The organism is Streptomyces sp. A01 (assembly GCF_059026195.1).
This window is the reverse complement of record NZ_JBWLKN010000041.1, coordinates 23,689-50,045: the sequence shown is the minus strand read 5'-3', so window position 1 is coordinate 50,045 and position 26,357 is coordinate 23,689. Positions and strand designations below refer to the sequence as shown.

Sequence of the window (26,357 nt, the reverse complement as noted above, 5' to 3'; positions counted from 1 at the left end):
GACCTCATCAGGGACGCGGGCTTCCAGCCCGTCGAGCGCAACACCCGCTACGAGATCATCCGCGAGTACGACGGCCCCGACGCCCGCCGCCGCGAGTCCCCCCAGCCCATGCGGGTTTGACCCCGGCCGGTATCCCCCATCCCACGACGATCGGCAGGCATCAGCCATGGACACGAACACGCCCGAAGCCATGGACACGAACACGCCCGACGAAGAACTCGAAGTCTGGATCGACCAGGACCTGTGCACCGGAGACGGCATCTGCGCGCAGTACGCCCCGGACGTCTTCGAGCTGGACATCGACGGACTGGCCTACGTCAAGGACGAGAACGACGAACTGTGCCAGCAGCCCGCCGCCACGGTGATTGTTCCGCTTCCTCTGGTGAGGGACGTGGTGGACGCAACGAACGACTGCCCCGGTGACTGCATCCATGTGCGTCGCAAGAACGACCAGGTGGAGCTTTACGGGCCCGACGCAGGAGCACTGGTGTGATGACTCTGACCATGACGACGTTCGAGAAGGAACACCCCGGCGCGAAGGCGGCGCTCGACCGCGCCGCCGCTGGGGACCGCATCACTCCGGAAGAGGCGCTCGACCTCTACCGGTTCGCGCCGCTGCACGCGCTGGGCGCGGCCGCTGATGCCGTGCGCCGCCGGCGCTACGCGGGTACCGAGCACATCGCGACGTACATCATCGAGCGGAACATCAACTACACGAACGTCTGCGTGACGGCGTGCAGGTTCTGCGCCTTCTTCGCCGCGCCCAAGGACGCGGCCAAGGGCTGGACGCGGGAGCTTGATGACATTCTGCGGCGTTGCGCGGAGACCGTGGAGCTGGGCGGTACGCAGGTGATGTTCCAGGGTGGGCATCACCCGGACTTCGGGGTGGAGTACTACGAGGAGCACTTCTCGGCGATCAAGAGGGAGTTCCCGCAGCTGGTGATCCACTCGCTGGGGGCTTCCGAGATCGAGCACATGTCCCGGATCTCCGGCGTCAGCGCCGAGGAGGCCATCCGCCGGATTCACGCGGCCGGGCTCGACTCGTTCGCGGGTGCGGGCGCCGAGCTGCTGCCCGCCCGGCCGCGTAAGGCGATCGCGCCGCTCAAGGAGTCCGGTGAGCGGTGGCTGGAGATCATGGAGATCGCGCACGGGCTCGGCGTCGAGTCCACCTCCACGATGCTGATGGGCACCGGCGAGACCAACGCGGAGCGGATCGAGCACATCCGGATGATCCGCGACGTGCAGGACCGTACGGGCGGCTTCCGCGCCTTCATCCCGTACACCTACCAGCCCGAGAACAACCACCTGAAGGGCCAGACGCAGGCGACGATCTTCGAGTACCTGCGGATGCTCGCGGTCGCCCGGCTGTTCCTCGACAACGTCGCCCATATCCAGGGCTCGTGGCTGACCGTCGGCAAGGAGGCGGGCCAGCTGTCGCTGCACTACGGCGCGGACGACCTCGGCTCGGTCATGCTGGAGGAGAACGTGGTCTCCTCGGCCGGCGCCAAGCACCGCTCGAACCGCATGGAACTCATCGACCTGATCCGCAAGGCGGGCCGCGTCCCGGCACAGCGCGCCACCACGTACGAGCACCTGCTCGTGCACGTCGACCCGGCCAACGACCCGGTCGACGACCGCGTCGTCTCGCACATCTCGTCGACGGCGATCGAGGGCGGCACCGCCCACCCCGAGCTCAAGCTCATCGCGTCCACCTGACCCTCCCGACAAACCGGGCCACCGACACCGTCGGGCTCCGGGGAAAGGCGCTTCGATGCCCGAGAAGAAAGCCGCACCGGGGATTCGCCCGGAGGCGCTGTCCATCGCCTACTCGCCCTGCCCCAACGACACCTTCGTCTTCCACGCCTGGACGCACGGGCTGGTCCCCGGTGCCCCCGCCCTCGATGTGCGCCTCGCGGACATCGACATCACCAACGGTCTCGCGAAGGAAGGGGCGTTGGATATCCTGAAGATCTCCTACGCCTCGCTCCCCCACGTCCTGGCCGAGTACGCGCTCCTGCCCTGCGGCGGCGCCCTCGGCCGGGGCTGCGGGCCGCTGGTGGTGGTCCGTGCCGGAGTCGAGTCCCCGTCGCTGGTGGGCCGACGCGTCGCCGTGCCCGGCACCGGTTCGACGGCGTACCTGCTGTTCCGGCTCTGGGCGGCCACGGCGGTGTCCGACGCCCCCATCGGAGCCGAGAGCGGCATCGGTGAGATCGTCGTCCTCCCCTTCGACGAGATCATGCCCGCGGTACGCGACGGCGTCGTGGACGCGGGCCTTGTCATCCACGAGGCGCGCTTCACCTACGCCTCGTACGGGCTGCGCAGCCTCGCCGACATGGGCGAGGAATGGGAGAAGGAGACCTCGCTGCCCGTCCCGCTCGGAGCCATCGTGGCCAGGCGCAGCCTGGGCGCCGGGCGTCTGAACGCACTCGCCGAGGCGGCCCGCGCATCAGTACGCCACGCCTGGGCCGACCGGGACGCCTCCCGCTCCTACGTCCTCCGACACGCCCAGGAGATGACCTCGGACGTGGTCGACCAGCACATCGACCTCTATGTGAACGAGTACACCGAGGACATCGGCGCCGAGGGCTACGAGGCGGTACGAACCCTCCTGACCCGCGCCGCCGCCATGGGCCTCGTCCCCCCGGTCGCCCCCGACGCCCTGACGCTTCCCGGCACCGACTGAAGGGCGGCGGCGGGGGCCGGACGACGAGAGGGAGGAGGAAGGAGGAAGGAGGAAGGAGGAAGGAGGCGTCGACCGGGTCCCGGCCGACGGGGCGCACCTGGTGCGCCGTCGTCACGTGGCGGAACGCTGACCAACGGACGGTCGCTCCGGTCACCCGCTTGGACCTCTGCCCACGAATGCCAGCCACGAAGGCGGACGCGTCGAGCGAGTAGGCGCACGTGTACCGGAACGTCCGGCCGCTCCCACCGGGAGGGGGTCAGAAGCCAGGCAGGGACCGCACCGGGCAGATAGGGCCACGGCTGTCAGCCCGGCAGCCGGCTGTCCATACCGACAGCGCTCACGAACTGCCGCGGGCCCGCAGCCGCAGTGAGCAATACGGCACTGACAAAGGCTGCCCCACGCGCCCGCGATGCCGTTACGGCAGGCGCTGAGATGGACGATTTCATTCCGCTCTTGGTCCCTATCTGTTGTCCCCTGCTGCCCGGCAACATGGTGCACGGGTGCGGACCCGGCCAGGCGCCCGACTTGGTCAGGGGGCGGAACGCGCGGAAGACTCCCGAGTCTTCAGGTGGGCCCAGCTGCCCTCGATTGGCTGAGGTCGGAGTCACCCGCTGGAATACCACCCCATGCATTCTCGCCGCACGTCGGCGCTCCGGAATGCCAACCTCCCCACAGATACCCGCTCACGTCGGTTTTGCGGATGGTACGTTGGCCGAAGAATGGGGATTTTCGCGTGGAATCCAGCAGGGAGACAGAGGGCTGTAGTTCGTGCGTATTACTTTCCTCTTACACAACGCGTATGCCATCGGTGGAACGAACAAGACGACGTTCAATCTGGTCGCGTCACTGGCCGAGCGGCATGAAGTCCGTATCGTCTCCGTATGCAGAAACCGGGCGAAGCCGCTGCTCACGCTGTCGCCGGGAATGCCTGTCACGGCCTTGGTCGACCGGCGCGAGTCGGCCCCTGACCAAGCCGAGCGATTAGCCAAGGAGCCGGGCCGTTACCTTCCTGGAGGAGACAGCCGCTCCTCCCGATACCATCGCCTCGCCGAGCAGCGGATCATCGACTCGTTCGCCGGGGTCGACGCCGACGCCGTCATCAGTACCCGAACGGGGCTCAACGTCCTCCTCGCCCGCTTCGGCCCGCGCGAGACCTTGCGGATCGGCCAGGAACACCTCACGCACGACACCCACCCTCACGGGCTGCGTCGAAAACTTCAGCACTGGTACCCGCAACTTGATGCTCTGGTGACGATGACGCGGGCCGACACTCGGGCGCACCGTGAAGGACTCCAGCTCTCCGGAACCCTGATCGAACGTGTTCCCAACAGCGTCCCCGCCCCGCAGGTGACCCTGTCTGACGTAAGCAACTGTCCCCACGGCCCACGCGAGATCATCCGGGAGGGCGTCGACGGCCGTCTTGTGCACCGCGACGACGTGCGGGCCTACAGCGCCGCACTGTCGCAGCTCATGGAAGACGAGGAACCGCGTGCCCGGATGGGCGGGGCCGCGCGAGCACGCGCCGAAGAGGAGTTCGCCCCGGAAAGCATTGCCCACCGGTACGAGGAGTTGCTCACCGGGCTTGCCCGGCGGACCGAGCACGGCGCGCCGGGCAAGCCCGAGCGGGCGACGCGGCCCCAGTGCGCCTCGGGAAGACGCCGGACGGTCGCCCTGTACCGGGCCACCGGCACGATCCTCGGGCGCGGAGCACTGCGCCGTATGCGCCGCACGTTACGACAGGTCGCCAGGCCATGACGCCGACTGTCCCGGGCATCGGCCCCCGGCCCGGCCCGGCGAGTCGGGAAGCGTTCGCCGACGAGCAACCCTTGGCCCTCCGGCGTCGGGCGCACCGGGGGCTGGCCGTCGTCTGCGTTCTCTTCGCTCTTCTCCCGTTGGCCTTCCTCCCCTTGTCGATGCCACTCGGCTGGGACGAGATCGTCTACGCCAGCCGCTTCGGCGCGTATGCGCACGGCCTGGACGTTCCGTTCGAAGCGCCACGAACCCGGGGCGTGCCCACGCTGATCGCCCCCGTGGCGGCCTGGTCCGACTCCGTCGTGCTGCTGCGCGGCTGGCTCAGTGTGCTGGCCGGCGCCGCGATGTACGCCGGATTCCTGCCCTGGATCAAGGTGTTCCGCTCGCGCCCGTCCGTCGCCCCGCTCGCTGCCGCTGGATACGGCAGCCTCTGGTTCGCACTCTTCTACGCCCCCTCGGCGATGCCCAACCACTACACGGCGATGGGCGCGATGGCAGCCGTGGGTTGCCTCCTCCGCTACGTGGAAGGCGAACACGACCGAAGGCTGCTGTATGGGCTCGCTTTGGGCCTGGGGCTGGCCACCACGATGCGCCCGAACGACGCGGTATGGATCGCAGGCCCCCTTGTGCTGGCCCTCCTGCTTCACCGCCCCTGGCGTGCGGTCGCGCCGGTCGCGCCGGTCGCGGCGATCGCGGTGGGCGTGGTGGTGGCGGCGATGCCGTGGGCGATCGAGTCCGAGAGGCGCTTCGGGGGCATCAGCGAGCGACTCGCCCTGGCGAGCGACCAGCAAGGGGGAGCGGGACTCCGGTTCAACCTGCCCGCCGTGGTCACCGCGCTCGACGGGCCTCTACTGTGCCGACCGTGCACCTCTGACAGTGTGCCGTGGCCGAAGGCTCTGTGGTGGTTCGCTCTGCTGACCCTGGCGGGCGTTGGTCTGGTGCTGGCCCGGCGCTCGCGGCCGGGACACCCGGCAGTGGCCCTCTGGCTCCCGGCAGCGGTCGCCGCATCCGCGGCGCTCACCTACGTCTTCCTGATCGATTACGCGGCCGCCCGCTTCCTGCTCACCTCGTACGCGCTCCTGATGATCCCGGCGGCGCTGACTCTGCACACCGTGTGGACGGCGGCCCGCACGCGCGGCCGCATGACGGCCACCGCACTGCTCCTGGTTCTTGTCGGACACCTGTCGCTCCAACTGGAGCTGCTGCACGCGCACGCGGCTATCCAGACTGATGCCCGTCGGGACTGGACGCGCATCACCGCGGCACTGCGCGCGGCTGGCGTCCAGCGGAACTGCGTCCTTGACGGGAACAGTTCGGTCATCCCGGTCGCGTATACGGCCGGCTGCCATCCCTCCAAACAGCGGCCCGGACGTCCCCCGGACGCACTGATCCTCCGCAACGCCAACCTGCCCCGTGCCCAGCGGGACTGGTGGCTGATCGCTGTTCCCCATACCTACAACAAGGGGTGGCGGATCGCGGTACCGCCCCGGAAGGGCGCTTCCAGGGGCGGAGCTCCCATCCGGCCCGGTTGACGTGTAAGGGCCGGATCACGGCCGCCACAGTGGAGGCGGGTCTTGGGGCCGGGGGTGGGGGATATCGCGTGTCTCGGGAGTGCAGGACGCCTGGTGGGAGACGCTGCCGGAGCGTACGCGGCTGTTACCCGCCGAACTTGCCCTGGTCGACGCGCTCTTGGGTGACGAGCGATTCATCGCTTTGTGGCGGGCGGTGTTCGCTGAGCGGCTGGGGCGGCCGTCCGTGCCGGTGGAGACGCCGCTGCGCCTGCTGTATCTCAAGCACCGCTACCAGCTGGGTTACGAGACTCTGTGCCGTGAGGTCGCGGACTCGTTGAGCTGGCGCCGGTTCTGCCGCATCCCGCTGGCCTCGCCGGTGCCGCACCCGACCACGCTGATCAAGCTGGTGCGCGCCTGCCGGAGTGCCCGTGATCGACCGCTGCTCACCGCCCGATCTGGTGCGCATGTGGTGCGGGCCGCTTTGTCCGGCTCGTGGACCTGCCCTTCACCGACGGCGCCCGCTCGTATCTCTGCGCGGCCGGCGGCATGACATGCCTGGACACCAGGCTGTCCGCGGCCCGCGAGATCACCGTTGTCGCGTTCCCCACCCCGAACACCGGGCCTGGGGAGCGCGGCCACAGCAGCAGCGTGCTTCGCGTACTGCTCACGCACCTTGACTCTTGTCGACTCCGTCGGCCTCCACCGGGTCCGTACCCTTCGGGATCGGTACCCGGTAGACGCCCGTGATCTCGTCCTGGACGTCCCAGGTGCTGAACTTGACGACTTCGCGCTTATTCGGAGCGTGAATGATCTTCTTGCCCGCCGAGTCCCAGACCAGACCCACGTGTCCAGAGCGGCCATTTCCCTCCGGCCGGAAGAAAATCACGTCACCGGGCTGCGCCTCGGACAGCTTCACCTCGTGCGCCTTGAGATTGGGCTGTTGGTCGTAGGTCGTGCTGCCGATATTGATCTTTCCACCGCTGGCCATGTAGTACGCCCACTGGGTGAAACTCGAACAGTCGAAGCTCGTGGGGTTCTGACCCTGCAGTCGCGGGGCGCCCAGGACGTACTTGGTGCCCAGACCGCGCTGAGCCCAGCGGAGCACCTGCCGGATGATCGGGTCGTCCGCCTTGGGCAGCACGCCGGTGCTGCCGGCGCCGTCCGGGTCGACGTTCGGGCCGCCCGCCTTCTCGGCGCACCTGGAGTACTGGCTGTCCTTGCTCTCGCCCTTCTCGCCGTCGTCCTCCGGCGTGGTGCCGTAGTCGGGATTGGCGACGACCTTGCCGTCCATCCACGCCTTGGGGTCCACCATGCCGGGACCCTCGTCCTGGCCGGGGTTGAACGGGTCGTCGACTCCGGGCTTGCGCACCTCCCAGTGCAGGTGTGGCCCGGTGACGTTGCCGGTCGAGCCTATGGTGCCGATCTGCTGGCCGCGCTTCACCTTGTCGCCGACGGATACGAGGATCTTCGTCTGGTGGGCGTAGAGGGTGATGACTCCGCCCGCGTGCTCGATGTTCGTCTCGTTGCCGTACGCGCCGCCGGAACCTGCCTTCTTGACGGTGCCATCAGCGGGGGCGTAAATCGGAGTTCCGCTGCTGGCCTCGAAGTCCAGCCCGGTGTGGTAGCCGAGGCTCCAGTAGGGGCCTTCCTTGTGGTACGGCGTACCGCTCTGGTACGTGCCCTCCTTCATCGGCCACTGCCAGTCCTTCCCGGCGTTGCCGCTGTCATCCGGCTTCGGAGCCTGCGGCCGGGCCAGGGGCTGCGCGAACGCGGCAGGGGCCATGGCGGGTGCCGGTCCGGAGCCCTGACGCGGGATCGTGAAGGCGGCCTGCACAGTCGACGGCTTCGACGACTGGCTCCCGCCCTCGTCCAGCGGCGGGGTCGACCACTTGCGCGGCTCGGCCGGTTTGATGCTTCCGGCCTGCGATATCTGCACGTCGTTGCCGACCGGCTCGGGGATGTCGGACTGCTCGCCCAGGGTGGGGAAGTCGGGGTTCTTCTTGATGGTGGCGGTGAGGTGGTCGTACCAGCGCTTGATGCGGTCCTTGTCGTTGGTGAAAGCGCCCCGGTAGCGGGATGCCTGGCTGAGCACCACGCGCATGTAGATGGTGTTCGACGTGGACGAGCCGGAATAGACGCGCAGTGCCTCGGCCGCCTGCGTCTCGGCGTCCTCGGCGTGCAGATAGTTGGCTGCCGCGAAGGCCGCGTCGTCGACGTTGTAGAGGTCCTTCTTCCCGTCGTCGTTGCCGTCCGCGCCGTAGTCCGTCCAGGCTGGATCACCGAACTGGAGAATGCCCTTGTAGCCAGCGCTGTTGGCGCCCCCCGGCGCCGCGGACGGGTCCTGACCGTACTTCGTCTCCTGGTACATCTGGCCGACTATCAGCGTCCAGTCCAGTCCCTCGTACCTGGCCGCGGCCCGCATGGCAGCCATAATCATCCGCGGCGGTATCTCGTTGCGCGCGGCCTCGCTGGGCGTGTACATGCCCTTACCCGGCATGATGGGGTTGGTCGCCGCCTCCGGCCCTGTGTTGCCGCCGTTGGCGGCCTCCTTGTAGTCGTTGCAGGCGGCGGCGGAGGCGGTACCGCCGGCCCCGCCTCCGAAGAGCATCGTCATCATCATGACGATGGCCAGTGCCCCGACGGCGAAGAACAGGCAGCCACACCCGCAACCACCACCGCAGCCCAGACCACCCTTCTTCTTTTCCTGCGCCTTGCCCATCACTGAGGCGGCCAGCTTCCTGGCCGCCATGCCGCCCAGCTTCTTGAGCGCTATGGCTACTGGAACTGCCATCTACGCCTCGCTACCCGGCCTGCTCGGAAGCGCCGGCATCGCCGAGCCCGAAGAGGTTGAAACCGGAGACCTTCCAGTCCGATTCCCCCGGGTTCTCCGCGGTCACCAGCCAGAGGTTGGTCTCGGTGGTCTTCTTGCCCTTCGCGGTGTGCGTGGTCTGGAGCTGGACCACGGTGGAGATCTGCTGTCCGCTGCCCTTGGCCAGGTCGTCCGATACGAGCGCGTCGCGCATGATGGTCGCCTTGGCCTGCGACGAGCACCGTTCGGCTTTGCAGCGATCCCACTCCTTGCCTGTGGGCAGCGAGGTCTCGCTCCGAATCGACGGCTCACTGGCGATGAGCTCAGACAGTGGACGTCGCCATTCGTTCGACTTGCTTGTGTAGTCGTACGTGCTGACGCCAGCCATGTAGGTCGCCATGACCTCGTGCGCCTCGGCCACTTCCGCGAGCGGGACGACAGGCTCAGGGTCGGGCAGCTTGCCGGTCTCACCGCCGGGTTCCGAGCCGTTGCCCCCGGACTCCTGACCGCCGCCCGGTGGCGCGCCGGTCTCGTCACCCGGCTCCTTCGAAGCGGTCGCTTGAGAGCTCTGGGCCCCCGTACCCCCGTCTTCTTCCTCGTCGAAGAAGGTGAAGACCGCCAGCACAGCGATGAAAAGGAAGCCCAGTACACCCAGCGCCAGGTATCCCTTGCGCTTCTGGTTCGGATCCAACTCCATCGCTGCGGATCTCCCTTGTCAGCTGCCGGTCCGGCCTCAGGAGTGAGGTGACCGCGCCACGGTAGGAGGCGCGTGTAGCAGGAGTTCGGTGGTCTTTCCTCATGGGGAGACGGATGAGGAAAGCGCGCGTCCCTGTCGCACGTCGGAAGAGGCCTGGGTCGTCCAGCCGCTCAGGTGAGGATGACACCGAGGAGCAGGAGAGCGGCGACCCCGGCGAACATGATGATTCTCGCCGTGGGGTCCTCTCTCTCCCAGAGGTCATGCACCGTCGCCCAGCCCGACAGGCGCGTCCACCGGTTGCCTTCCTTGCTGGTCGGGTTGTTGGCCGCGGCTGGCTCGCGCACGTCGTCGGCTTCGTCGGCCTCATCGCCAGGGCCGAGATCCACTCCCAACTGCTCCTGTGCGACCTGCATGAGCTCGTCCAGCAGGTCGGGGAGTGTGTTGGGAGTCAACGGGAAGGTCATGATGCCTTGCGGCGACTGGAGGCACAGGGCGGCCTGCCAGGGGTCGCCGGGCTTGTATCCCGCTACCCAGGCGCGCTCGGCCTGGGACATCTGCGGCAGCGACTGATGAGCCGTGGCCATCATCGGGGCCTGAACGACCGGCTGCGGCATCCCAGGCTGGCCTGGTGGCTGATAACTGTCCTGCGGTGGCCCGTAGGCCGGTTGAGGCTGTGGCGCGAAACCCTGCTGGGGTACCTGTGGCTGTGCGGCTGGATATTGCTGCGCAGCGGGCTGCGGGACGGCGTAATGCTGGGCCGGAGGCTGCTGGGCGGCTGGAGCCGCGTCCGGCACCTCCACTTGTCCCTGAGGCGGGGCCTGGTACGCCGGGGGTGCGGTCGTGTGAGGCCCCGTGCCCCCATGAGCACGCGGATCTTGGGGGGAGGGGGGCGCGTGCTGCTCGCTCAACGCTTGTCCTTCGGCGTGGTCGGATGGTCAGGCGGGCCGCGGCCCGTCCACATGGTCGCCGATGCGTGTATCAGCCGACCAGTGCACCACAGTCATGCGCGCTTCGCGGTTTCCTCACCCCTTTCCTCAAAGACCATATGCAGCCCCTCGTTTGAGGAAAGTCAAGCCGTCGCTGCGCCAACTCTTTGTCAGACTGCCGATGGCACCTGGCGGATGGTCCGGGGCCCGCGGTAGGCGGCAGACAGAGACCGTTGGAGACACCGACTCGATGACAGACCACAACAGCGATGCTGGCGGGGTCGGCGGAGGCCAGGCGCCAGGGCACCCCGCATCCTTCGGTGCGCCCCCGGCAGCTCCCCATCAAGCCGGAGCGTCACAGGGCGGCCCGCATGGCCAGGGCACCACAAACGGTTCTGCCTCGCAGGCGCAGCAGTACGCGGGCTACCCGCAGCAGACACCCTCCGACGCGGCGCGGGCGCAGGTCGCCGCAGCGTGGGTACGTAGCGCTCCCCAGGCCGCTGCCCCACCGGGTCAGGCAGCCGTACCCACCCTGCCGCCCCGGGGCGCGGGCAACGCCGCCGAGGACAAGAAGGCGAAGCGCGAGCGCGCCAGGCGCGAGCGGAAAGCCGAGCTGGACCGGAAGCGGGCAGCCCGCAAGGAGCAGGCGGCTGCCAAGAAGGCTGCCACCAAGAAGGGTTTCACCAAGAAGAGTTCCACCAAGAAGGGCGAAGCCGCTCCCGCGAGCGGCCCGGCACAGCCGGGGCCGACAGCCTCGGCACCGGTCGAGCAGGAGACGCCACCCGCCAAGGCCGGGAAGCCGGGCAAGTCGTTCGACGTGCCGGCGCCGGGGGGACGTATACCGGCCGGCGGTCGACGCACTCATATCGCGCTGCGGGCCGCTGTGCTGGCCACCACGTGCCTGTTCGCACTCGGTTCCTGCACGGTCATGGGCTTGGTGATCGGTAAGTCCGGCAACACCCGGACCGCCGCTCTGTCCAAGGACGACGTCGCGCGCTACAAGCTGACCGACTTCCCCCTTGACGCGGCGGCCGCCTTCGCAGAGCGATACTCCCTGCTGTGTATGACGTTCTCCGAGAAGGAGCAAGAGAAGCGCAAGGCGGCGCTGTCTCGATTCATCTCCTCGGGAGTCGACGCCGGTTGTGGTTGGACAGGTGAGGGCTCCCAAACGGCGGTCTCCGCCGATTGGGACGGCAGTGCCGAACCCATTCCCGAATTCGGGAACCACGGTCGGTACATGGGCGTCCAGGTTCGCATGAGCACCGGACTCGTCACGTCACTCGTCGTTCCGGTGTATGCGCAGGACCTGAAGACCGGTCAGGGCCTGCGGGTGGTGGGAGACGTCGGAACCATGCCGCTGGCTCCCGGAGGAAAAGTTCCTGAGCTCGGTGACGCAGTCGTCGACGAAGCGCTGTCCTCTCAATTGGAGAGCCGGGTCCTGCCTGGTTTCTTCAGGGCATGGGGTGCTTCGGACAGTACCGCGCTGGCACGCTTCACCACACCCGGTGCCACGGTTCGGGCAAAGGGCGGCCTGCATGACGCGTGGCAGAAGCCGGTCGTCTCCTCCGTTGAGGCACTGGCTCCTGCCGGTACGGATGCCGGGGATGCCGTCAGATACGAACCTGGACAACTGGTGAGGGCACAGGTGTCGGTGCAATGGGCCGATGCTGACGGAGCTCATATGCTCCGCTCCTATCGGGTGATCTTGGAGAACACAGCTCAAGGGTGGTTCATCAAGGACATCAGCGGAGCCGTTCCCGACCGTGAGGGTGGGGCGGCAGAGGTCGCCGAACCCGACTCCGAAGACGGTAACGCCAGTTCCCCACCGGCATCGCCGGGGACGTTGTCGGGCGATGACGAAGCGGCGAAGAAGGATTCCAAAAAGAGCTAGCTAGCGCTTGGAGCTCTGCGAAACGACGGGGGGAATAGTCGTCCCCCAGGGCTCATCTCCATGCAGTCGAAAGGGAAAAAATGCAGCAGGGAAATGTGCGAGTGCTCGCGGCAGAGGATGTCGACGGCCTCACCCAGAACATCATGAACGTCATTCAGCCGATCAGTATCACGCTGGTCACGCTCGCGCTGACGTTCCTCGGAATTCGCCTCCTGATGTCAGTGAAGAATGGCGATGGAATGCGTGAGGCATTCCAGGGTGTCGGTCTGATTGCCGTGGCAACTCTGCTCATCGCGGGTGCCGCCGGTCTTGCCGATGTGCTGTTCGACCTCGGTAAGGATGTCGGCGGCAATGGGCCTGAATCCGGCGGCGTCGAGAATGGGAACATTGACAATCCGTAATTGACAGGCGCGGGGTGGCCACGCTTTTGATGGCTGCCTCTGCCCGTCGACCGAAGCGGTTCGCGTCAGTACGTATCGAAAGTGGGGAGGTTCCCAATGGCGGAAGACGTTCCTGAGCCTCTGGTCGCGTATGACCATACCGACCTGCTGACGCGCCCGAAACGCATCTGGAACTGGGGAAACATTCCCCTTCCTGGTCTGCTGCTGCCGGCATTGGGTGCCACCTTCGCCTTCGGGGTCGGCTGGTTCGTCCTTCTCACCATGCTGTCTGCCGCCGTGCCGTTCCTCGGCCTGTCGATGCTGACCTCTCTGCTCTACTTCGGCCCCCCGATCGCTGTGTATTTCGTATGGGGGAAACCTTTGCCTTCGGCCCTGACCCTGAGTCAGGAAGTCGTCGTCTGGGCTGATTACTGGTTGCAGCCCAAGAGGTTGCAGGGCCTGAGCGCGGATCAGGAGCCGGAGGAGATTCGCTGGCAGGTCATTCTCTGGACACCTGGTTCGCGCTGGCAGCAGCGGCACGCCGCAGCACGGGCGGCTGTCGCACAACAGGGCACTTCATTCTCCGCAGGCATCGCCGACCACGTGTCGAAAAGCCTGCCCGATACACCTCCTCAGGGATGAGTCCTCCATGCTGTTGATCATTCCGGCTGCGGCAGTGGTGTTCTTCGTTGTTGCTCTCATCACCGTGTCCACATCGTCCAAAAAGGCGAAAAACGGCCAGGGTAAGGGCGGCAAGGGGCAGGCGCGGAGCACCGGTTCGTCGTCCAACGCTGCTCATTCGCGACGCGAAGACCTGCGCCTGCCCTACCGCTATGCCGATGACGTGATCTTCATTCATGGGGACTCAGTATGGACCGGACTGGTACTGCCGACTTCCATCGACGAGTACCTGAGTGTCACCGAGCTGCAAACCATGGCGGAGAGCCCGGCCCGTGCGTTGCTCAGCCTGGCGCGCAGTCAGCGGAATGTGGAGTGCCATTACCGCAAGGTCTACCAGCCGATCACCGCGCTCACATGGGCGGAGGACCTCAACGCGGTTGCCTGGGACCCGACCGACAACTACAAGGCGTACAACTACCGCAAGGCCGAGTACCAGGAGCGCATTGGTGCGATGCGTGAACGAAACGTGCTGCTGGTGAAATTGGGCAGCTTCAAGCGCGGCAGCAGCGGCGTGCTGGAGGAGGACGACGAGCCTCACCAGGACGCCGGTCTGCTGCGCAGCGTGAACGGTGCGGCTGACAAGGCGGCGTCCGTGGCGAGCGGAGTGGCCGACGAGTACCTGAGCCCGTCCGTGCTCGCCCACTGGACACAGGTCGCCGTCGAGGTCCACGAGAGCCTGGAAGGCCTTGGAGGAAGCCCGCTGTCGCGCGAGGAACTGGTCTGGCTGATCCGCAAGCCGCTGTTCGGTGATCTCCCCGTGCCGCCGGAGCCCGTCCTCGGAAGCCGGTCGTGGGGGCCGGACCAGTTCGACCTGGTGGTGGATTTCTCCGGCGAGAACAAGAAGACGCACATCGTGCTGCACCAGTACCACGAGGAGACGGGAGAGCGGCAGACCAGCTACACCACCACTCTCGTCGCGGCGAACTGGCCGGCTGAGACCCGCTTCCGGCAGAGCACCGCATGGGCGAGGTACGCGGCGCAGAACGTGGAGTTCCCCGTCGAGATCGACATGCGCTTCACGTTGATCCCCTTTATGCGGTTCAAGGACCGCGCGGACAAGATCCGCGGGAACCTCGTCGACGAGATGAACGACATGGTCAACGGCGGGCGCAATCCGGACGCGAAACTCGCCTCGCAGGTAAACCGTGCCAAGACACTCTGCGAGGACATCGACGAGCACAAGATGCCCGGGATGGAGGCGCAGATCCGCTTCACGATCTCCGCGCCGGACGTCAGGGAGCTGGAACGTCGCCGCCGCGTGCTGGAGCTCCAGTTCAAGCAGGACCTGAAGGTCACGCTCCTGCGGCCGAGCCGGCAGCAGTGGCGCCTTCTTCAGTCTCAATTGCCTGGTGACGCGCCGAAGCTTCCCATCGCGCCCTATCTGCGGCTCCAGGAGGTGGAGCAAATGGGGGCCGGTCTGCCGACCGCCGGGACCGAGATCGGGGACAATCCCGAGTTCCGGTCGGGCAAGCGGCTGGGCTGGGTGGGCAATCTCGTCGGCTGGGCGGGCAAGATGCCCGTGCACTATTCCCTCCACGTCGGCCCTGCCCGGAATGACGGCGGTGGCGTGGCGATCGTGGGCGCGTCCGGTGGTGGTAAGTCGTCGCTGGCGCTGCAGAAGTTCTACGAGGAGTCCGAGTCCGGCGTCCGCTGTCTCGTCATCGACCCCAAGACCGACTTCGCCCAGATGTGCTACTACCTGGCCTTCGGTTCCCAGGTCAACGACTCGGACTTCTCGGCGGACGCGGACGCGGGCATTCTCGGGACCCCGCAGAGTCGCTTTCAGCCTGTGAGCAAGGAGTTCTGGGACGAGACCGAGGTCGTCGACATGCTCAAGGGCCAGGCTGGTGTGCTCGACCCCTGGGTCATCGCGCGGGACGTTCCGTCGGGACGGCTGCTGGCGGAGAGCATGCTGCGCGGATTCCTCGGTGATGAGGACTACCAGCGGGTGCGGCTGCCCGTCATTGAGGCCATGGCCACGGTGGTCGGGGAGTACAACTCCGCGGTGAGGCAGGCCGTGGAAGAGGGCTACTCCGGGCGCGACGCCGAATCGAAGGTGCAGCGTCCTACCCTTTGGCAGGTCGTGGACGAGGTCTTGCGGGCGTACGACCGGGCAGTGGCTGAAGGGGACCGGGAGGCCGTCAAGGAGCTCAAATTGGCGCAGATGCTCCTGACCGAACTACGCACCCTGCCCTACGCCCGTCTGGCCTTCGCCGAGAAGCCGATGCCGCTGTCGAGTGTTCGTAAGCGCCGCACGGTCATCACCCTTCGCGGTTACCAGTCGCCGGCGGCCACGGACCCGAAAAACTGGAATCCCGCCGAACGGCTGGCGGCCACCGCGCTGATGGCTGTGGTGGAACTGGGCAGTCAGATGCTGGACGTCGGCTACGAGGCCAATCCGGTGACCGGCGAGGTGGGGCTGCGTCCCAAGGCGCTGTTCGTCGATGAGGCGTACGTCGTCACCGCGACGGACAGCGGCCGTGACCTGATGCGGCGTGCCCTCAAGCAGGGCCGTTCCTATCTGGCGGTGACGGTGCTGATCACTCAGCAGGCCATCGACCTGGTGCAGATCGAGGACTCCGAGGCACGGAGCGGCGGCGCCAACCAGATTCACACGGTGTTCGCCTTCAAACAGAAGTCCTCTCAGGAGGCGGCTCTGGTGGCACCCCTGCTCGGCCGCGCCGAGACCGACGCCAAGGTCGTCAACGCCCTGCAGGAGCTGCGCACCGGTGTGTGCCTCCAGCGGGATGTCGACAAGCGCGTGGGCACGGTCGCGGTGGACCTGGTCTTCAAGGAGATCCTCGCCGCCACGGACACCAACGGCACCACGCGCCCTGGCCGCCAGGGCATCGACCCCCCGCTCAGCGTGTGGGAGTGGACCTACATCCAGGAGGCAGCCGCCGACGCGGCTCTCTCGGGTACGGCTTCCGAGCCTGCTGCCGCGGGGTCGGCAACGGCCGATTCCGCAGCGTCTTCCTAAGGATTGCTCATGTCGAAGCGACGGTCCTTGAAGACCGCACGCAAAGTAGTCACCAAAACCGGGGTGGTCATACGCGCCGGGCTCTTCCTGGTACTGACGCTTGTCGCCCTCGGAATGGGTGTGCCGAATCAGAACGCGCAGGCGCTCTTCGATTCCTGCGACTTCACCGAGGACAGTCACAACCAACACGCTGACTTTCCCGGCACGGGTTCAGAGGCCATGGTTCCCGCCATGAAGCAGTGGGAGGGGGACAGCAGCAATAAAGGTGGTGACTGGGACAACTTCTTCACTGGCGGACCTGAACTCCCGGGTGACGCTCAGAAGTACACCATTTACGAGCTTGCCGGCATGCGCGGGCTCAACTGGTCGATGACGCAGCGCGACCTAAACGAAGCCAAGGACGAGGAGAAGGGCGATGGTGGCATCCTGGGAGACAGCCACGACGGCGAGAGCTGCAGCTGGACCAATGAGATCCAGAACGACATCGCCCAGTTCATGTTTGAGGGCACGAAGCTCTTCTCGCGTGTCTCGATCAGCATCAAGGAATATGCTTCCGCAACGAGTCCCCTGTCCCCGCTTTACAACGGCACGGTCGAACCCTACAAGCCCGTAACGGAGGACGAGGCGGCCCAGATGAAAGAGGCGGGCATCGAACCGTCTCAGAAGGTCGAGCAATCGACTGCTGTTCAGCGCTTGAATTACGGTGTATTCCGTAAGATCGTGCCAATCATGATCATCCTTACCGGGATCTGGGCCCTCGCCAAGCTGCGCAGGGGTGATATGCGCGCGGTGTGGGCCGGAGTGTCCTGGGCCGCGGTGGTGGTCATCGGCGTGACCGCCTTTCTGGTCGATCAGAATCACACCAAGTTCGTCGCGGCTGCGGACAAGTATGTCGCGCAGGGTAACGCGGCGCTCATGGAAGTGGTTCTGGGCAGCGCCACTGGTTCGCCAGCCCCTCCGTGCGACGTCGGGGACGTGAAGAACCGGGGCGTCCGCGTGTCGAGTTGCGCCATGTACGACACGATGGTGTTCCGGCCTTGGGCCATAGGCCAGTTCGGCGGCACCGGTAAAGAGCGGATCGACTACAAGGGCGACGAGAAGTGCTATTTCGGAGACGAGGGGAAAAAGGAAGGGCGGTGTAATGATCTGCGTGTCCGCCAGCTGATTGCGCAGTCCATTACGAATCAGGACATTAATGGCCCAAATTTCCAAGGTCATGACAAGGATGACCTGAATTGCAAGTTCACGGATATACCACCGGACGTCGATCCTGAAATGTTTATCTGGTTCGATATGGGTGCTTCCACCCCGGAAGGGAGACTGGACAGGTGGAAGGAATGCCAGTGGGTCGACCTCCGCGTCCTGGTGGCCGAGGAATACCCCACATTTTTTGACCAATGGCGTGGGGCAAAGCCAGCATCTCGGCTCAGCATCGCGACGTACTCCATCATCGCTGCCCTGCTCGTTGGCATCATGGTTATCATGCTCAGCTTCATCACTTTGCTGTGGCATGCGGTAACCCTGATTCTCGTGGTCCTGCTTCCATTGGTCGCGACCATCGCCATGCATCCCACTCAGCAGAAACTGCTGAAGGGCTGGCTGGAGACCTTCGCGCACTCCTTTGTGTTGCGTGCTGGATTCGGCGTCATCCTCACCATTCAGTTGTTCTTCTACCAGATCATCCTGACGACGGGCGCTCCGCTGCTCATGCAGCTGCTGATGCTCATCCTCGTCACGATGGCGATCGTCAAGATGCTGAAGAACCTGATCGCCGGAAAGTTCAGTCCCAAGATCGAGGGGGCAGACGACGCGCTGGGCGTGAAGGAAACCGGTACGGCATTGAGCAACAGCGTGGTGAACAAGGGTGAGAAGGCGATAGGCGCCGTGGCCTCCAAGACAGGACGCGTCGGGGGTGGTATCGCGCAGGGCGCTGCGACGAAGACCGTGGGCGCTGTCACGACGACCGTCAAACACGGGGCCCAGTACGGTCTGTCCAAGACCCCCGTGGGCCACGACTACACGAACCCCGTGAAGGAGAAGTTGACGGGGAGGTGGAAGGAGATCAAGGACAGGTCGGCCAAGCTCAAGAGGGACAAGGCGCACGCCGACGCTCTCAAGGACAACGCGGGATTCGACCGCGACCAGCAGGCGGACCAGGAAGATCGCGAGAGGGTGCGGTTGGCGCCGCAGGAGGCACCTGCCCCGTCCGCGGATGCCTGGTGGGACGCTCTGCAAGAGCGAGGGCAGATACGGCCGATCGAGTGGCCGCCGAACTCGGGCGCATCCGGCCAGTCGGGAGGCCAGGGTCAGACACAGGCCCACGGTGCCCCAGGCCGTCAGTCTGACCGCCCGGAGCGGCCGCCTGACGGCCCGGAGCGGTCGCCTGACCGCCCGGAGCAGTCGCCTGACCGCCCGGAGCGGTCGCGAGGCAGGCGGGTCTCGGCCCGTCAGGGAGAAGACGAAGGCGGGGGCGCTGGATGGGCCCCCCGCCGAACTGAGGGCGAAGGCGGGGGCTCCGGCCAGTAGTCACCGCACCGCCCGGCCGCCGGGGCGCGCAGCGCGCCGGTGGCCGGGCCCGCGTCGTAAGAGCAGAGGAACTGAGAGATGACCACAGACGGAAAGCAGACGGACGGAAGGAAGAGCGGCATACGCGGGCGCCTCGCCGGGCTTCCGCAGCTGGTCCGCAGGGTGATCCGCCAGGATCGCGGTGACGACTTCGCCCGCCGTCTGCTGCCCAGGGTCGTCTTCGGCCTGGCCGGGGTCTACACGCTCGTCCAGTTCGCGGGGTCCAGCGACAGCGCGTTCCTCGTCACCTGCGTGATCATCGTGCTTGGCCTGGTGGCCTGGTGGTTGCGCAAGCGTAAGCAGCTCGTTCTGGCGCTGGTCTCCACGGTGGTCACCGTCGCCTGTACGGGCGTGCTGTCGCAGGGGCTGGACATGGCCCGGCGCGTGCCCGAGGAGGCCGCGGGTTCGCAGGCGGTCTTCGGCTTCTGGGCGTTGGCGGGGATGGCACTGCTCGGCGCCTGGATTCCCAAGCAGCAGTCGGGGGGCCGCGGCGTGACTGTGGCGGTCGCCGACGTCTTCCTGTTGGCGGCGGCGTTCGCCGGCGCGTGGCTGCCCGAGGTAGTCGTCTGGTGCGGCTTCATCGCGGTGGTCCTCGTTCTGCTGATCCGCAGTCGGCCTGAACGGACCAATCTCCTTCTCGCGAAACGCGTCCTCGGGTGGATGCGCCTGTCCCGAGGCGTCATGAGCATCGGCAAGTCACGGGGATAATGGGACGTGGTGACAAGGTCTCAGTTGTGTATCGACGGTTCCCGGTTGCGTACCAAAGGCCCTGAACGGAGGAGAACCCTTCGCCGGTCGATTCGGCCCTGGCTTACAGTGCCTCCGGATGCAAGAACGCAACGGGGGCTCAGTATCATGCTTACAGTTCGTCCTCCCATGGTGTACGCAGGGACAGAAGAAGACGCCGTAACTCTTCCGTGCCAACAGCGTGCGGACTTGTTTCAGCACCCACTTATGGAGAATTCCCGTACGCGGGCGGAGAGTTCGCCAACCGAGTGGGGCGAGTTCGTGTCACTCACTGCGGCCGCGCGGAAAATCTGCGCGTCCTGCCCGTTGTGGGCGGAGTGCCTGCAAGATGCGGTGCTGTATGCCGATCCGTATGGGTACGCCGCCGCCACGACCCCGGCGGACCGCCGCTGGATCCGGCGTCGACTTGATGTTGGAGAACGGGACGGCACCCTGAACGCCCCGGACAGTGATCACTCCGCGCTGAATGAGGTCTTGGCGGAGCGCCGTCGCTCTCCCGATGCCAGCCAGCGCGAGATGGCCGTCCGTCTGGGGTGCAGTCGGAGCACGGTGGCCCGGCGGCTCGCCAGTGCGCGCGACCAGGCGGACGAGGTGGCGAGGGAAGGGAACGCCGACGGTCCCGAGCCCGGTCTGGATGCCGTTCTGGACGCGTTCGACGCGCTGCAGGACCGGCTGGCGAGTGATGGCGGCATCGCCGTCGGTATCGGTATCGGTGCCGGTTCCGACGTTCGTCAGCCGAAGTCTCAGACCTGCGGGCGGCCCACGCGCGTCCCCAGGACCACCTCTACGCAGCCACTCAGCGGTACGGTCCACAAAGGTATGCCCATGGCGAAGGAGTCAGCCGAGGCCATCTCGGTATCCCTCAATGACCCGGCCCTGGCGGTCCGGAAGGCCATACTGTGGCCGCTCATCGGCTCGGCGGAACCTGCCCTGGCTGGGGCGGAGCAGTTGGCGTTGATGCTTGCCGCCGCCCCGGAGAGCACGATGACTCCGGAGGCGGTGCGGCACATTTCCCGAGCGCGTCACGTCCTGCGGCGCATGGTGCCCTCGGGGGTGGCTCGGCCATCCATGGAGCTCGACCTCATGGGCACGGTCTCCGTGGAAGCCGCGAAGGCTGATCCGGTCAGTGCCCTCCAGCAAGCGTTTCTCAGGCCGCTCGTGGCCGACCTCGTCGCCGTACTGGCCAATATTGAGACTGTCATGACCATGCTTTCCATGGTGTCCGTACCCGGCGCCTCGGAAGCGGACATCGAGACGGTCAAAGAGGCACGGAACGTTCTTGAGGCCCAGCTGTCCCTGGCCCAAGGACGTCGCGCTTCCTCCGGCGCGTCAGTGGCCGCGGGCGGCGCGGCCGACAGGTCCGAGCAGCCGACCGCCCTGGCGTCCCGGGCCAGCGTCCGGATCGCCGTCGAGGAAGCCGTCCGCACCTTTCCGGAACCCTTCACGGTCAAGGACGTGCTGAAAGCACTGGTCGACAGGCTCGGATACTCCCCTGTGCTTTATCGGGACCTGGGGAAGTCGGTGAGCAATGTACTGTCCAACATGGTCAGGGCGGGCAAGGTGACCCGCGTCGCCCGCGGTACCTACCTCCGCGCGGAGGGACCTTCTGCTGAATCGATTTGCCTGGAAGGGGCGCCGAGCCATGAGTGAGCCGATCCAGCACCCGGGCCCTCAGCACGGGGTGGCTCAGGTGCGCGTCTTCTCGCTGCACGCCGGCCTCGTGGACGGCGTACCGATCACGGCGCCCCCCTTCGTGGACATCCAGGACGTGGTCATCTCCATCCTCCAGCAGCGCGCCCAGCAGTTCGGCCGACCGGCGATGGCTCATGTCCAGGACGAGCGGTATGGCAGCGAGATCCGCCTCCTCATCCATCCGGATGGGTCCACCGAGCCGATCGACTAGCCAGTCCTCCGGGCGTTCACCTGACTGGTCAGGCTGATGCTGGTGTAGATGACTGGCCGACCAGAGCTGCTGGGTCTGGCAGTTCTGACCCCCTCGGCCGGGAAGCCGAGGGATGAGCGAACCTGTCGCCTCGCCGCAAGGCTGCGGGCCCCCAGAAAGCCGTCGTCCCGCGCGTGGGCCGGCGCGGATGCGAGCAGGGCCTGATCCACGGTGTGGATCAGGCCCTGGCCTGGTGTTTCAGCCGTCGTAGCGGCAGTCCCTCATGCGGCACAGCCGGGGAGCGGGGCTGTCACGACAGCTCCACCTCGACCGTCAGCTCGGCGTCGTCACCGGCCCGCAGCACGAGTTCGGTCACATTGCCGGCCGCCTTGATGTCCGCGCTCACCAGCCCGATGTCGTCCAGCGCGTCGGCCGGAGCCCGCACCAGTACCCGGGCGACCTCCGCGCGCATCGAGACCTTGGCGGTGGACTTGGCCTTGCGGATGGCGGCGATGGCCGAAGAGGCGACCTCGGCCAGCTCCGGACGCCCACCCGTGGCGCCGGCCGAGAGCTCCTCGACCGTCGGCCATGCGGCGAGATGCACTGTGGACTCGTGCGTCCACGACCACGTCTCCTCGGCGGTGTAGGGGAGTACAGGCGCGAGCAGGCGCGTGACGACGTCGAGTGCGCGCCGGAGCGTGGCACGAGCCGAGTCGGCGCCCCCCGTGCCGCCCTTGCCGTAGGCGCGCTCCTTGACCAGCTCGACGTAGTTGTCGCAGAAGAACCAGAAGAACCGCTCGATGGCGTCCAGCGCCGAGGTGTAGTCGAAGCCTTCGAGCGCGGTCGTCGCATCGTGCACTGTCGTGGTCAACTTCGACAGCAGCGCCTTGTCCAGCGGGTCCGTCGTCTCGGCCTCGGCACTGGGGGCGGGCAGCGAGAGCACGAACTTGCTCGCGTTGAGCAGCTTCACTGCGAGCCGTCGGCCGATCTTCATCTGCTGCGGGTCGAAGGCGGTGTCCGTCCCCGGGCGGCCGCTGGCCGCCCAGTAGCGGACCGCGTCCGCGCCGTACTCGTCCAGCAGGTGGCCCGGGGTGACGACATTCCCCTGGGACTTGGACATCTTCTTGCGGTCCGGGTCGAGGATCCAGCCGGAGAGCGCGGCGTGCTTCCACGGGGTGGTGCCGGCCTCCAGATGGGACCGGACGACAGTCGTGAACAGCCAGGTGCGGATGATGTCGTGCCCCTGGGGGCGCAGATCCATCGGGTAGACCTGCTCGAACAGCTCCGGGTCGGAGAGCCAGCCGCAGGCGAGCTGGGGGCTCAGCGAGGAGGTCGCCCAGGTGTCCATGACGTCTGGCTCGCCCATGAAGCCGTTCGGCTTGTTCCGCTGGTCCTCGGTGAAGCCGGGCGGGCAGTCGGCGGACGGGTCGACGGGAAGCATCGACTCGTCGGGAACGATGGGTTCCCGGTAGTGCGGCTGGCCCTCGGCGTCCAGCGCGTACCAGACCGGGAAGGGCACTCCGAAGAAGCGCTGCCGGCTGATCAGCCAGTCGATGTTGAGCCCCTGGACCCAGTCGTTGTAACGCGACTGCATGTGCGGCGGGTGCCACTGGATCTCGTTGCCACGGGCGAGGAGCTCTTCGCGGTGCTCGACGGTCTTGATGAACCACTGGCGGCTGCTGACGATCTCCAGGGGCTTGTCGCCCTTCTCGAAGAACTTCACCGCGCGTGTCGTCGCCCGGGGGTCACCGATGAGGCTGCCGTCGTTACGCAGCTCCGCGACCACGATCTCCCGGGCGGTGTGCACCGTCTTGCCCACGATCTTGTCGTAGACGCCCTGGGCGCGCTCGGCGTCCTCACTGGGCAGCGCCTGGAAGTCCACCGCCAGCAGTCGGCCATTGCGGCCGATGACCGTGCGGGTCGGCAGCTGGAGCTCGCGCCACCACATCACGTCGGTCATGTCGCCGAAGGTGCAGATCATGGCGATGCCGCTGCCCTTCTCCGGGTCGGCCGCCTTGTGGGCGACTACAGGCACCCGGACACCGAACAGCGGAGAGACGACCTCCTTGCCGACGAGCGGCTGGTACCGCTCGTCGTCGGGGTGCGCCACAAGGGCCACACAGGCGGGGAGCAGCTCGGGTCGGGTCGTCTCGATGAAGACGTCCTCGGACCCGTTCTTGAACGCCACACGGTGGTACGCGCCCGACGCTTCCTTCTCGATGACCTCGGCGTTGGCGACCGCGGTCTGGAACGAGACATCCCACATCGTGGGCGCCTCGGACTGGTACGCCTCACCTCGGCCCAAGAGGTGCAGGAAGGCGGCCTGGGAAACCCGCTGGGCCTCCTTGCCGATGGTCGTGTATGTCATCGACCAGTCGACCGAAAGCCCCAGCTTGCGCCAGAGCTCCTCGAAAACCCGCTCGTCCTCGATGGTGAGCTTCTCGCACAGTTCGATGAAGTTCTGCCGCGAGACACTGAGCGCGGGTGCCTTCTTGTCCTTGCCGGTACGCTCGGAAACCGGCGTCGGCGCCACGAAGTCCGGGTCGTACGGCAGCGACGGGTCGCAGCGCACCCCGTAGAAGTTTTGTACCCGGCGCTCGGTCGGCAGACCGTTGTCGTCCCACCCCATGGGGTAGAAGACATGCTTGCCGCGCATCCGTTGAAAACGGGCGACGACGTCGGTGTGGGTGTAGCTGAAGACATGGCCTACATGGAGTGAGCCGCTGACGGTGGGCGGCGGCGTGTCGATAGAGAATACGGCGTCGCGGCTGCCCGGCCGACCGAAGCGGTATACCTCGGCCTCGCTCCAGAACCTCGACCACTTCGTTTCCAGCCCGTCGAGCGAGGGCTTCTCCGGAAGCGGAGACCCATAGCGCGTCACGCGACACACCCTTCCCAGTCAGTCCTACACGTTGGGGCAGCAAGCATTACGGACCCCGCCGATTGCAGCCATTTCGTGCGGAGTCCTCAGCGATACCAAATGAGTCATGACTCGCCCCCGTCCTTTAGTGTAGATAGCTCGGACGCGGGCCCCTGCCCGACTTCGCCCGGAAGATCGCCGGGGGGAGTCAGAGGTCGGAAGCTTCATTGCGAGACCAGGAAGAAGCGGGGACTTGGCCGGGCAAGGCGCCAGGTGTGCCCCGCCGCGGACTGGCCAACGAGCTCCGGATGGCCTGTGACGGCCGGGGCCTGCCCCGCCTTCACCATCACAGCGGGGCACCAGGCCGTTCGGACACGGCTGATCTGCCCCAACTGACCTGGTTCTCCTATGCGTCGGCTTGGCGATGACGATCCAGGACGCGGCGCTCGGCCTGATCCACGTCGAGCCGCGCGGCCGGGGCGCCGTTCCGTGCCCGTACGGCCCCCCGGACCAGCGCCAGATAGAACAGCGCTGGGGCGGACGGGGCCCACAGCGGGGTCTCGTGGATGAAGTTCAATACGGATTCCGGGTCGTTCGGGACGAAGGTGAACCGGTCGTGCTCCCACTTGTCTTCGATACCGCGGCTCCACCGTGTGCGCAGTTCTTCTTCGCTGAGATCGTCGAGGACGGCGCGGAAAAACACCGACCACTGGTTGTTGAGCAGGTCCAGGCCGAAGGAAAGCAGCTCCAGATCGACGCTGTCGTACTCCTGTACCGCCAGTTCCTCGCGCAGTGCCCGATGAGCGACCCGGTGCAGGCTCACTTCACCTGAGGGGGACAGGTCGTGCTTGGCCGACAGCCCGTCGTTGGCTGAGGAATTCCAGCGGGAAGCGTTCGGGCCGCCCACCGTTGCGCTGCGGTGAGAGATCAGCATTTTGCCGTCCCTACCCGTCTCCACCGCCACATTTACACCGAAACTACAGGACATCCAGAGGGGCGCGTCCAGCGGGTCGGCGTCCTCCAGGTACTGCTTGCGCAGCGTCGACCCGTTTTTGAGTGTGCGGTCGAGATTGAGGGAAGTGGTGAGAAAGTCGTAGTAGTCGGCATCGATGAGGGACAGGGTGACCTGCGGCTCCTCGCCGGTGTGGGTGCGGCCGACCACCAGGCTCTCAACTGCGAAGCGCGGGTTGTTCCATCGGTACGGTTCTCCGGCCGCCTGTTTGCGGGCCTCCTCGTCCTCGATCTCACGCCGCCACGGCACTAGCTCGTCGGGAAGCCGAACCCTCCGGTTCTCGTAGCGGACACGGACGTTTTCCTCTCTGATCGGACGGGTCCCGTCACCTTCGTGAATGTGGCAGTCGGTTGCCCTTCCCACAAGGGAAAATCTGTCCCGGTAAGTCATCAAGTCTCCTTCATTGGCCGCGGGTTGAGTCAGAATAGTGGCCGGGCACGGCGGGGCTGTCGCGTGGAACCGGGGATCACCGGTCCGAGGGGCGCCCCTCCCGCCGAAGGTCTGTCTCCTGAGCCCGGCGGGTGGCTGTCCCACGGACGGGTCTGAATTTGGCGCGGTGTCTTGGGTAGTCGCTCAGGTGGCGTCCGCCGAGCCCGTCGGCGACTGCCACGTACAGCGGCGTGCGACGGGGAACAGCGAGTTCTGCGGATTTTCGGTCACGGTGCCGCGCAGGTCCATGATCCGACAACGAGGCTGTGCTCGTTGTGATCGTGCATCAGCCCGGCATGATGCAGGGCCGTGACGGGCGGTTTCCGCCGCCAAGTGGTGCACAAGTGGTGCGCGAGCCCAGAAGAGGTCTAGACAGGCAACAAGGCCCAGGTCACTGACCTGGGCCTCGGTATGGAGCGGGTGACGAGAATCGAACTCGCGCTCTGAGCCTGGGAATCACCCCCACTTTGACCGGTGAACGGCCCCCTGACCTGCTGCGATAGCTAATTCCGGCACTTTGCTCGCGGTCCTGGCGGACCCCCTGGTGACCGC

18 protein-coding genes and 2 pseudogenes are annotated in these 26,357 nt (G+C 66.5%); 15 read left to right on the top strand and 5 right to left on the bottom strand.

Features of this window, described 5'->3' with window-relative positions:
* From AC5P1B_RS33230 to AC5P1B_RS33200, 7 genes and pseudogenes are all read left to right on the top strand, one after another.
* Positions 1–120, top strand: a pseudogene (locus AC5P1B_RS33230) (aminofutalosine synthase MqnE); the annotation flags it as partial.
* A gap of 46 nt (positions 121–166) precedes the next feature.
* Positions 167–493, top strand: coding sequence for a ferredoxin (locus AC5P1B_RS33225; RefSeq protein ID WP_493891733.1), 327 nt, complete (start codon positions 167–169; stop codon positions 491–493).
* Positions 493–1,716: a cyclic dehypoxanthinyl futalosine synthase gene (gene mqnC / locus AC5P1B_RS33220; protein ID WP_493891732.1), complete on the top strand. Its 1,224-nt coding sequence runs from the start codon at positions 493–495 to the stop codon at positions 1,714–1,716. Before AC5P1B_RS33225 ends, mqnC begins: the two co-directional genes overlap by 1 nt.
* A 55-nt stretch (positions 1,717–1,771) precedes the next feature.
* Positions 1,772–2,683 (top strand): 1,4-dihydroxy-6-naphtoate synthase, encoded by a 912-nt coding sequence (locus AC5P1B_RS33215; protein ID WP_493891731.1) that lies wholly within the window; start codon positions 1,772–1,774, stop codon positions 2,681–2,683.
* A gap of 768 nt (positions 2,684–3,451) precedes the next feature.
* Positions 3,452–4,438, top strand: a complete 987-nt coding sequence (locus tag AC5P1B_RS33210; protein ID WP_493891730.1) for a glycosyltransferase — start codon at positions 3,452–3,454, stop codon at positions 4,436–4,438.
* A complete protein-coding gene (locus tag AC5P1B_RS33205; protein ID WP_493891729.1) occupies positions 4,435–5,967 on the top strand; it encodes a hypothetical protein in 1,533 nt (510 codons plus the stop codon). The genes AC5P1B_RS33210 and AC5P1B_RS33205 overlap by 4 nt, the downstream gene beginning before the upstream one ends.
* A gap of 61 nt (positions 5,968–6,028) precedes the next feature.
* Positions 6,029–6,358, top strand: a pseudogene (locus AC5P1B_RS33200) (transposase); the annotation flags it as partial.
* 252 nt (positions 6,359–6,610) lie between these two features.
* Here AC5P1B_RS33200 and AC5P1B_RS33195 read toward each other — a convergent pair.
* The 3 genes from AC5P1B_RS33195 to AC5P1B_RS33185 all read right to left on the bottom strand — a co-directional run bounded on the left by AC5P1B_RS33195 (position 6,611) and on the right by AC5P1B_RS33185 (position 10,036).
* The gene (locus AC5P1B_RS33195; protein WP_493891728.1) at positions 6,611–8,737 is read right to left on the bottom strand and encodes a peptidoglycan DD-metalloendopeptidase family protein; all 2,127 of its coding nucleotides are present in this window, start codon (positions 8,735–8,737) and stop codon (positions 6,611–6,613) included.
* Positions 8,738–8,747: 10 nt separating this feature from the next.
* Entirely contained in the window at positions 8,748–9,452 is a 705-nt protein-coding gene (locus tag AC5P1B_RS33190) for a hypothetical protein (protein ID WP_493891727.1), read from the bottom strand.
* Positions 9,453–9,622: 170 nt separating this feature from the next.
* Positions 9,623–10,036 (bottom strand): hypothetical protein, encoded by a 414-nt coding sequence (locus AC5P1B_RS33185; RefSeq protein WP_493891726.1) that lies wholly within the window; start codon positions 10,034–10,036, stop codon positions 9,623–9,625.
* Positions 10,037–10,628: 592 nt separating this feature from the next.
* Here AC5P1B_RS33185 and AC5P1B_RS33180 point away from each other — a divergent pair.
* From AC5P1B_RS33180 to AC5P1B_RS33145, 8 genes are all read left to right on the top strand, one after another.
* Positions 10,629–12,269: a conjugal transfer protein gene (locus tag AC5P1B_RS33180; RefSeq protein ID WP_493891725.1), complete on the top strand. Its 1,641-nt coding sequence runs from the start codon at positions 10,629–10,631 to the stop codon at positions 12,267–12,269.
* A gap of 101 nt (positions 12,270–12,370) precedes the next feature.
* Positions 12,371–12,670 carry a hypothetical protein gene (locus AC5P1B_RS33175; RefSeq protein WP_493891724.1) on the top strand — a complete coding sequence of 100 codons (300 nt, stop codon included), beginning with the start codon at positions 12,371–12,373 and terminating at the stop codon, positions 12,668–12,670.
* Positions 12,671–12,766: 96 nt separating this feature from the next.
* Positions 12,767–13,291, top strand: a complete 525-nt coding sequence (locus AC5P1B_RS33170; protein WP_493891723.1) for a hypothetical protein — start codon at positions 12,767–12,769, stop codon at positions 13,289–13,291.
* 7 nt (positions 13,292–13,298) lie between these two features.
* Positions 13,299–16,310 (top strand): ATP-binding protein, encoded by a 3,012-nt coding sequence (locus AC5P1B_RS33165; RefSeq protein ID WP_493891722.1) that lies wholly within the window; start codon positions 13,299–13,301, stop codon positions 16,308–16,310.
* 9 nt (positions 16,311–16,319) lie between these two features.
* A complete protein-coding gene (locus AC5P1B_RS33160; RefSeq protein ID WP_493891721.1) occupies positions 16,320–18,836 on the top strand; it encodes a hypothetical protein in 2,517 nt (838 codons plus the stop codon).
* Positions 18,837–18,914: 78 nt separating this feature from the next.
* The gene (locus AC5P1B_RS33155) at positions 18,915–19,583 is read left to right on the top strand and encodes a hypothetical protein (protein WP_493891720.1); all 669 of its coding nucleotides are present in this window, start codon (positions 18,915–18,917) and stop codon (positions 19,581–19,583) included.
* A 246-nt stretch (positions 19,584–19,829) separates the two neighbouring features.
* Positions 19,830–21,272 carry a WhiB family transcriptional regulator gene (locus AC5P1B_RS33150; RefSeq protein WP_493891719.1) on the top strand — a complete coding sequence of 481 codons (1,443 nt, stop codon included), beginning with the start codon at positions 19,830–19,832 and terminating at the stop codon, positions 21,270–21,272.
* Positions 21,265–21,525 (top strand): hypothetical protein, encoded by a 261-nt coding sequence (locus AC5P1B_RS33145; RefSeq protein ID WP_493891718.1) that lies wholly within the window; start codon positions 21,265–21,267, stop codon positions 21,523–21,525. Before AC5P1B_RS33150 ends, AC5P1B_RS33145 begins: the two co-directional genes overlap by 8 nt.
* Positions 21,526–21,814: 289 nt before the next feature.
* On the opposite strand, the gene valS is transcribed toward AC5P1B_RS33145, so the two are convergent.
* Together valS and AC5P1B_RS33135 are read right to left on the bottom strand one after the other, a co-directional pair.
* Positions 21,815–24,385 carry a valine--tRNA ligase gene (gene valS, locus AC5P1B_RS33140; protein WP_493891717.1) on the bottom strand — a complete coding sequence of 857 codons (2,571 nt, stop codon included), beginning with the start codon at positions 24,383–24,385 and terminating at the stop codon, positions 21,815–21,817.
* A 385-nt stretch (positions 24,386–24,770) separates the two neighbouring features.
* Complete coding sequence (locus AC5P1B_RS33135; protein ID WP_493891716.1) at positions 24,771–25,766, bottom strand: translation initiation factor 2; 996 nt, start codon at positions 25,764–25,766, stop codon at positions 24,771–24,773.
* Positions 25,767–26,357 lie beyond the last annotated feature (591 nt).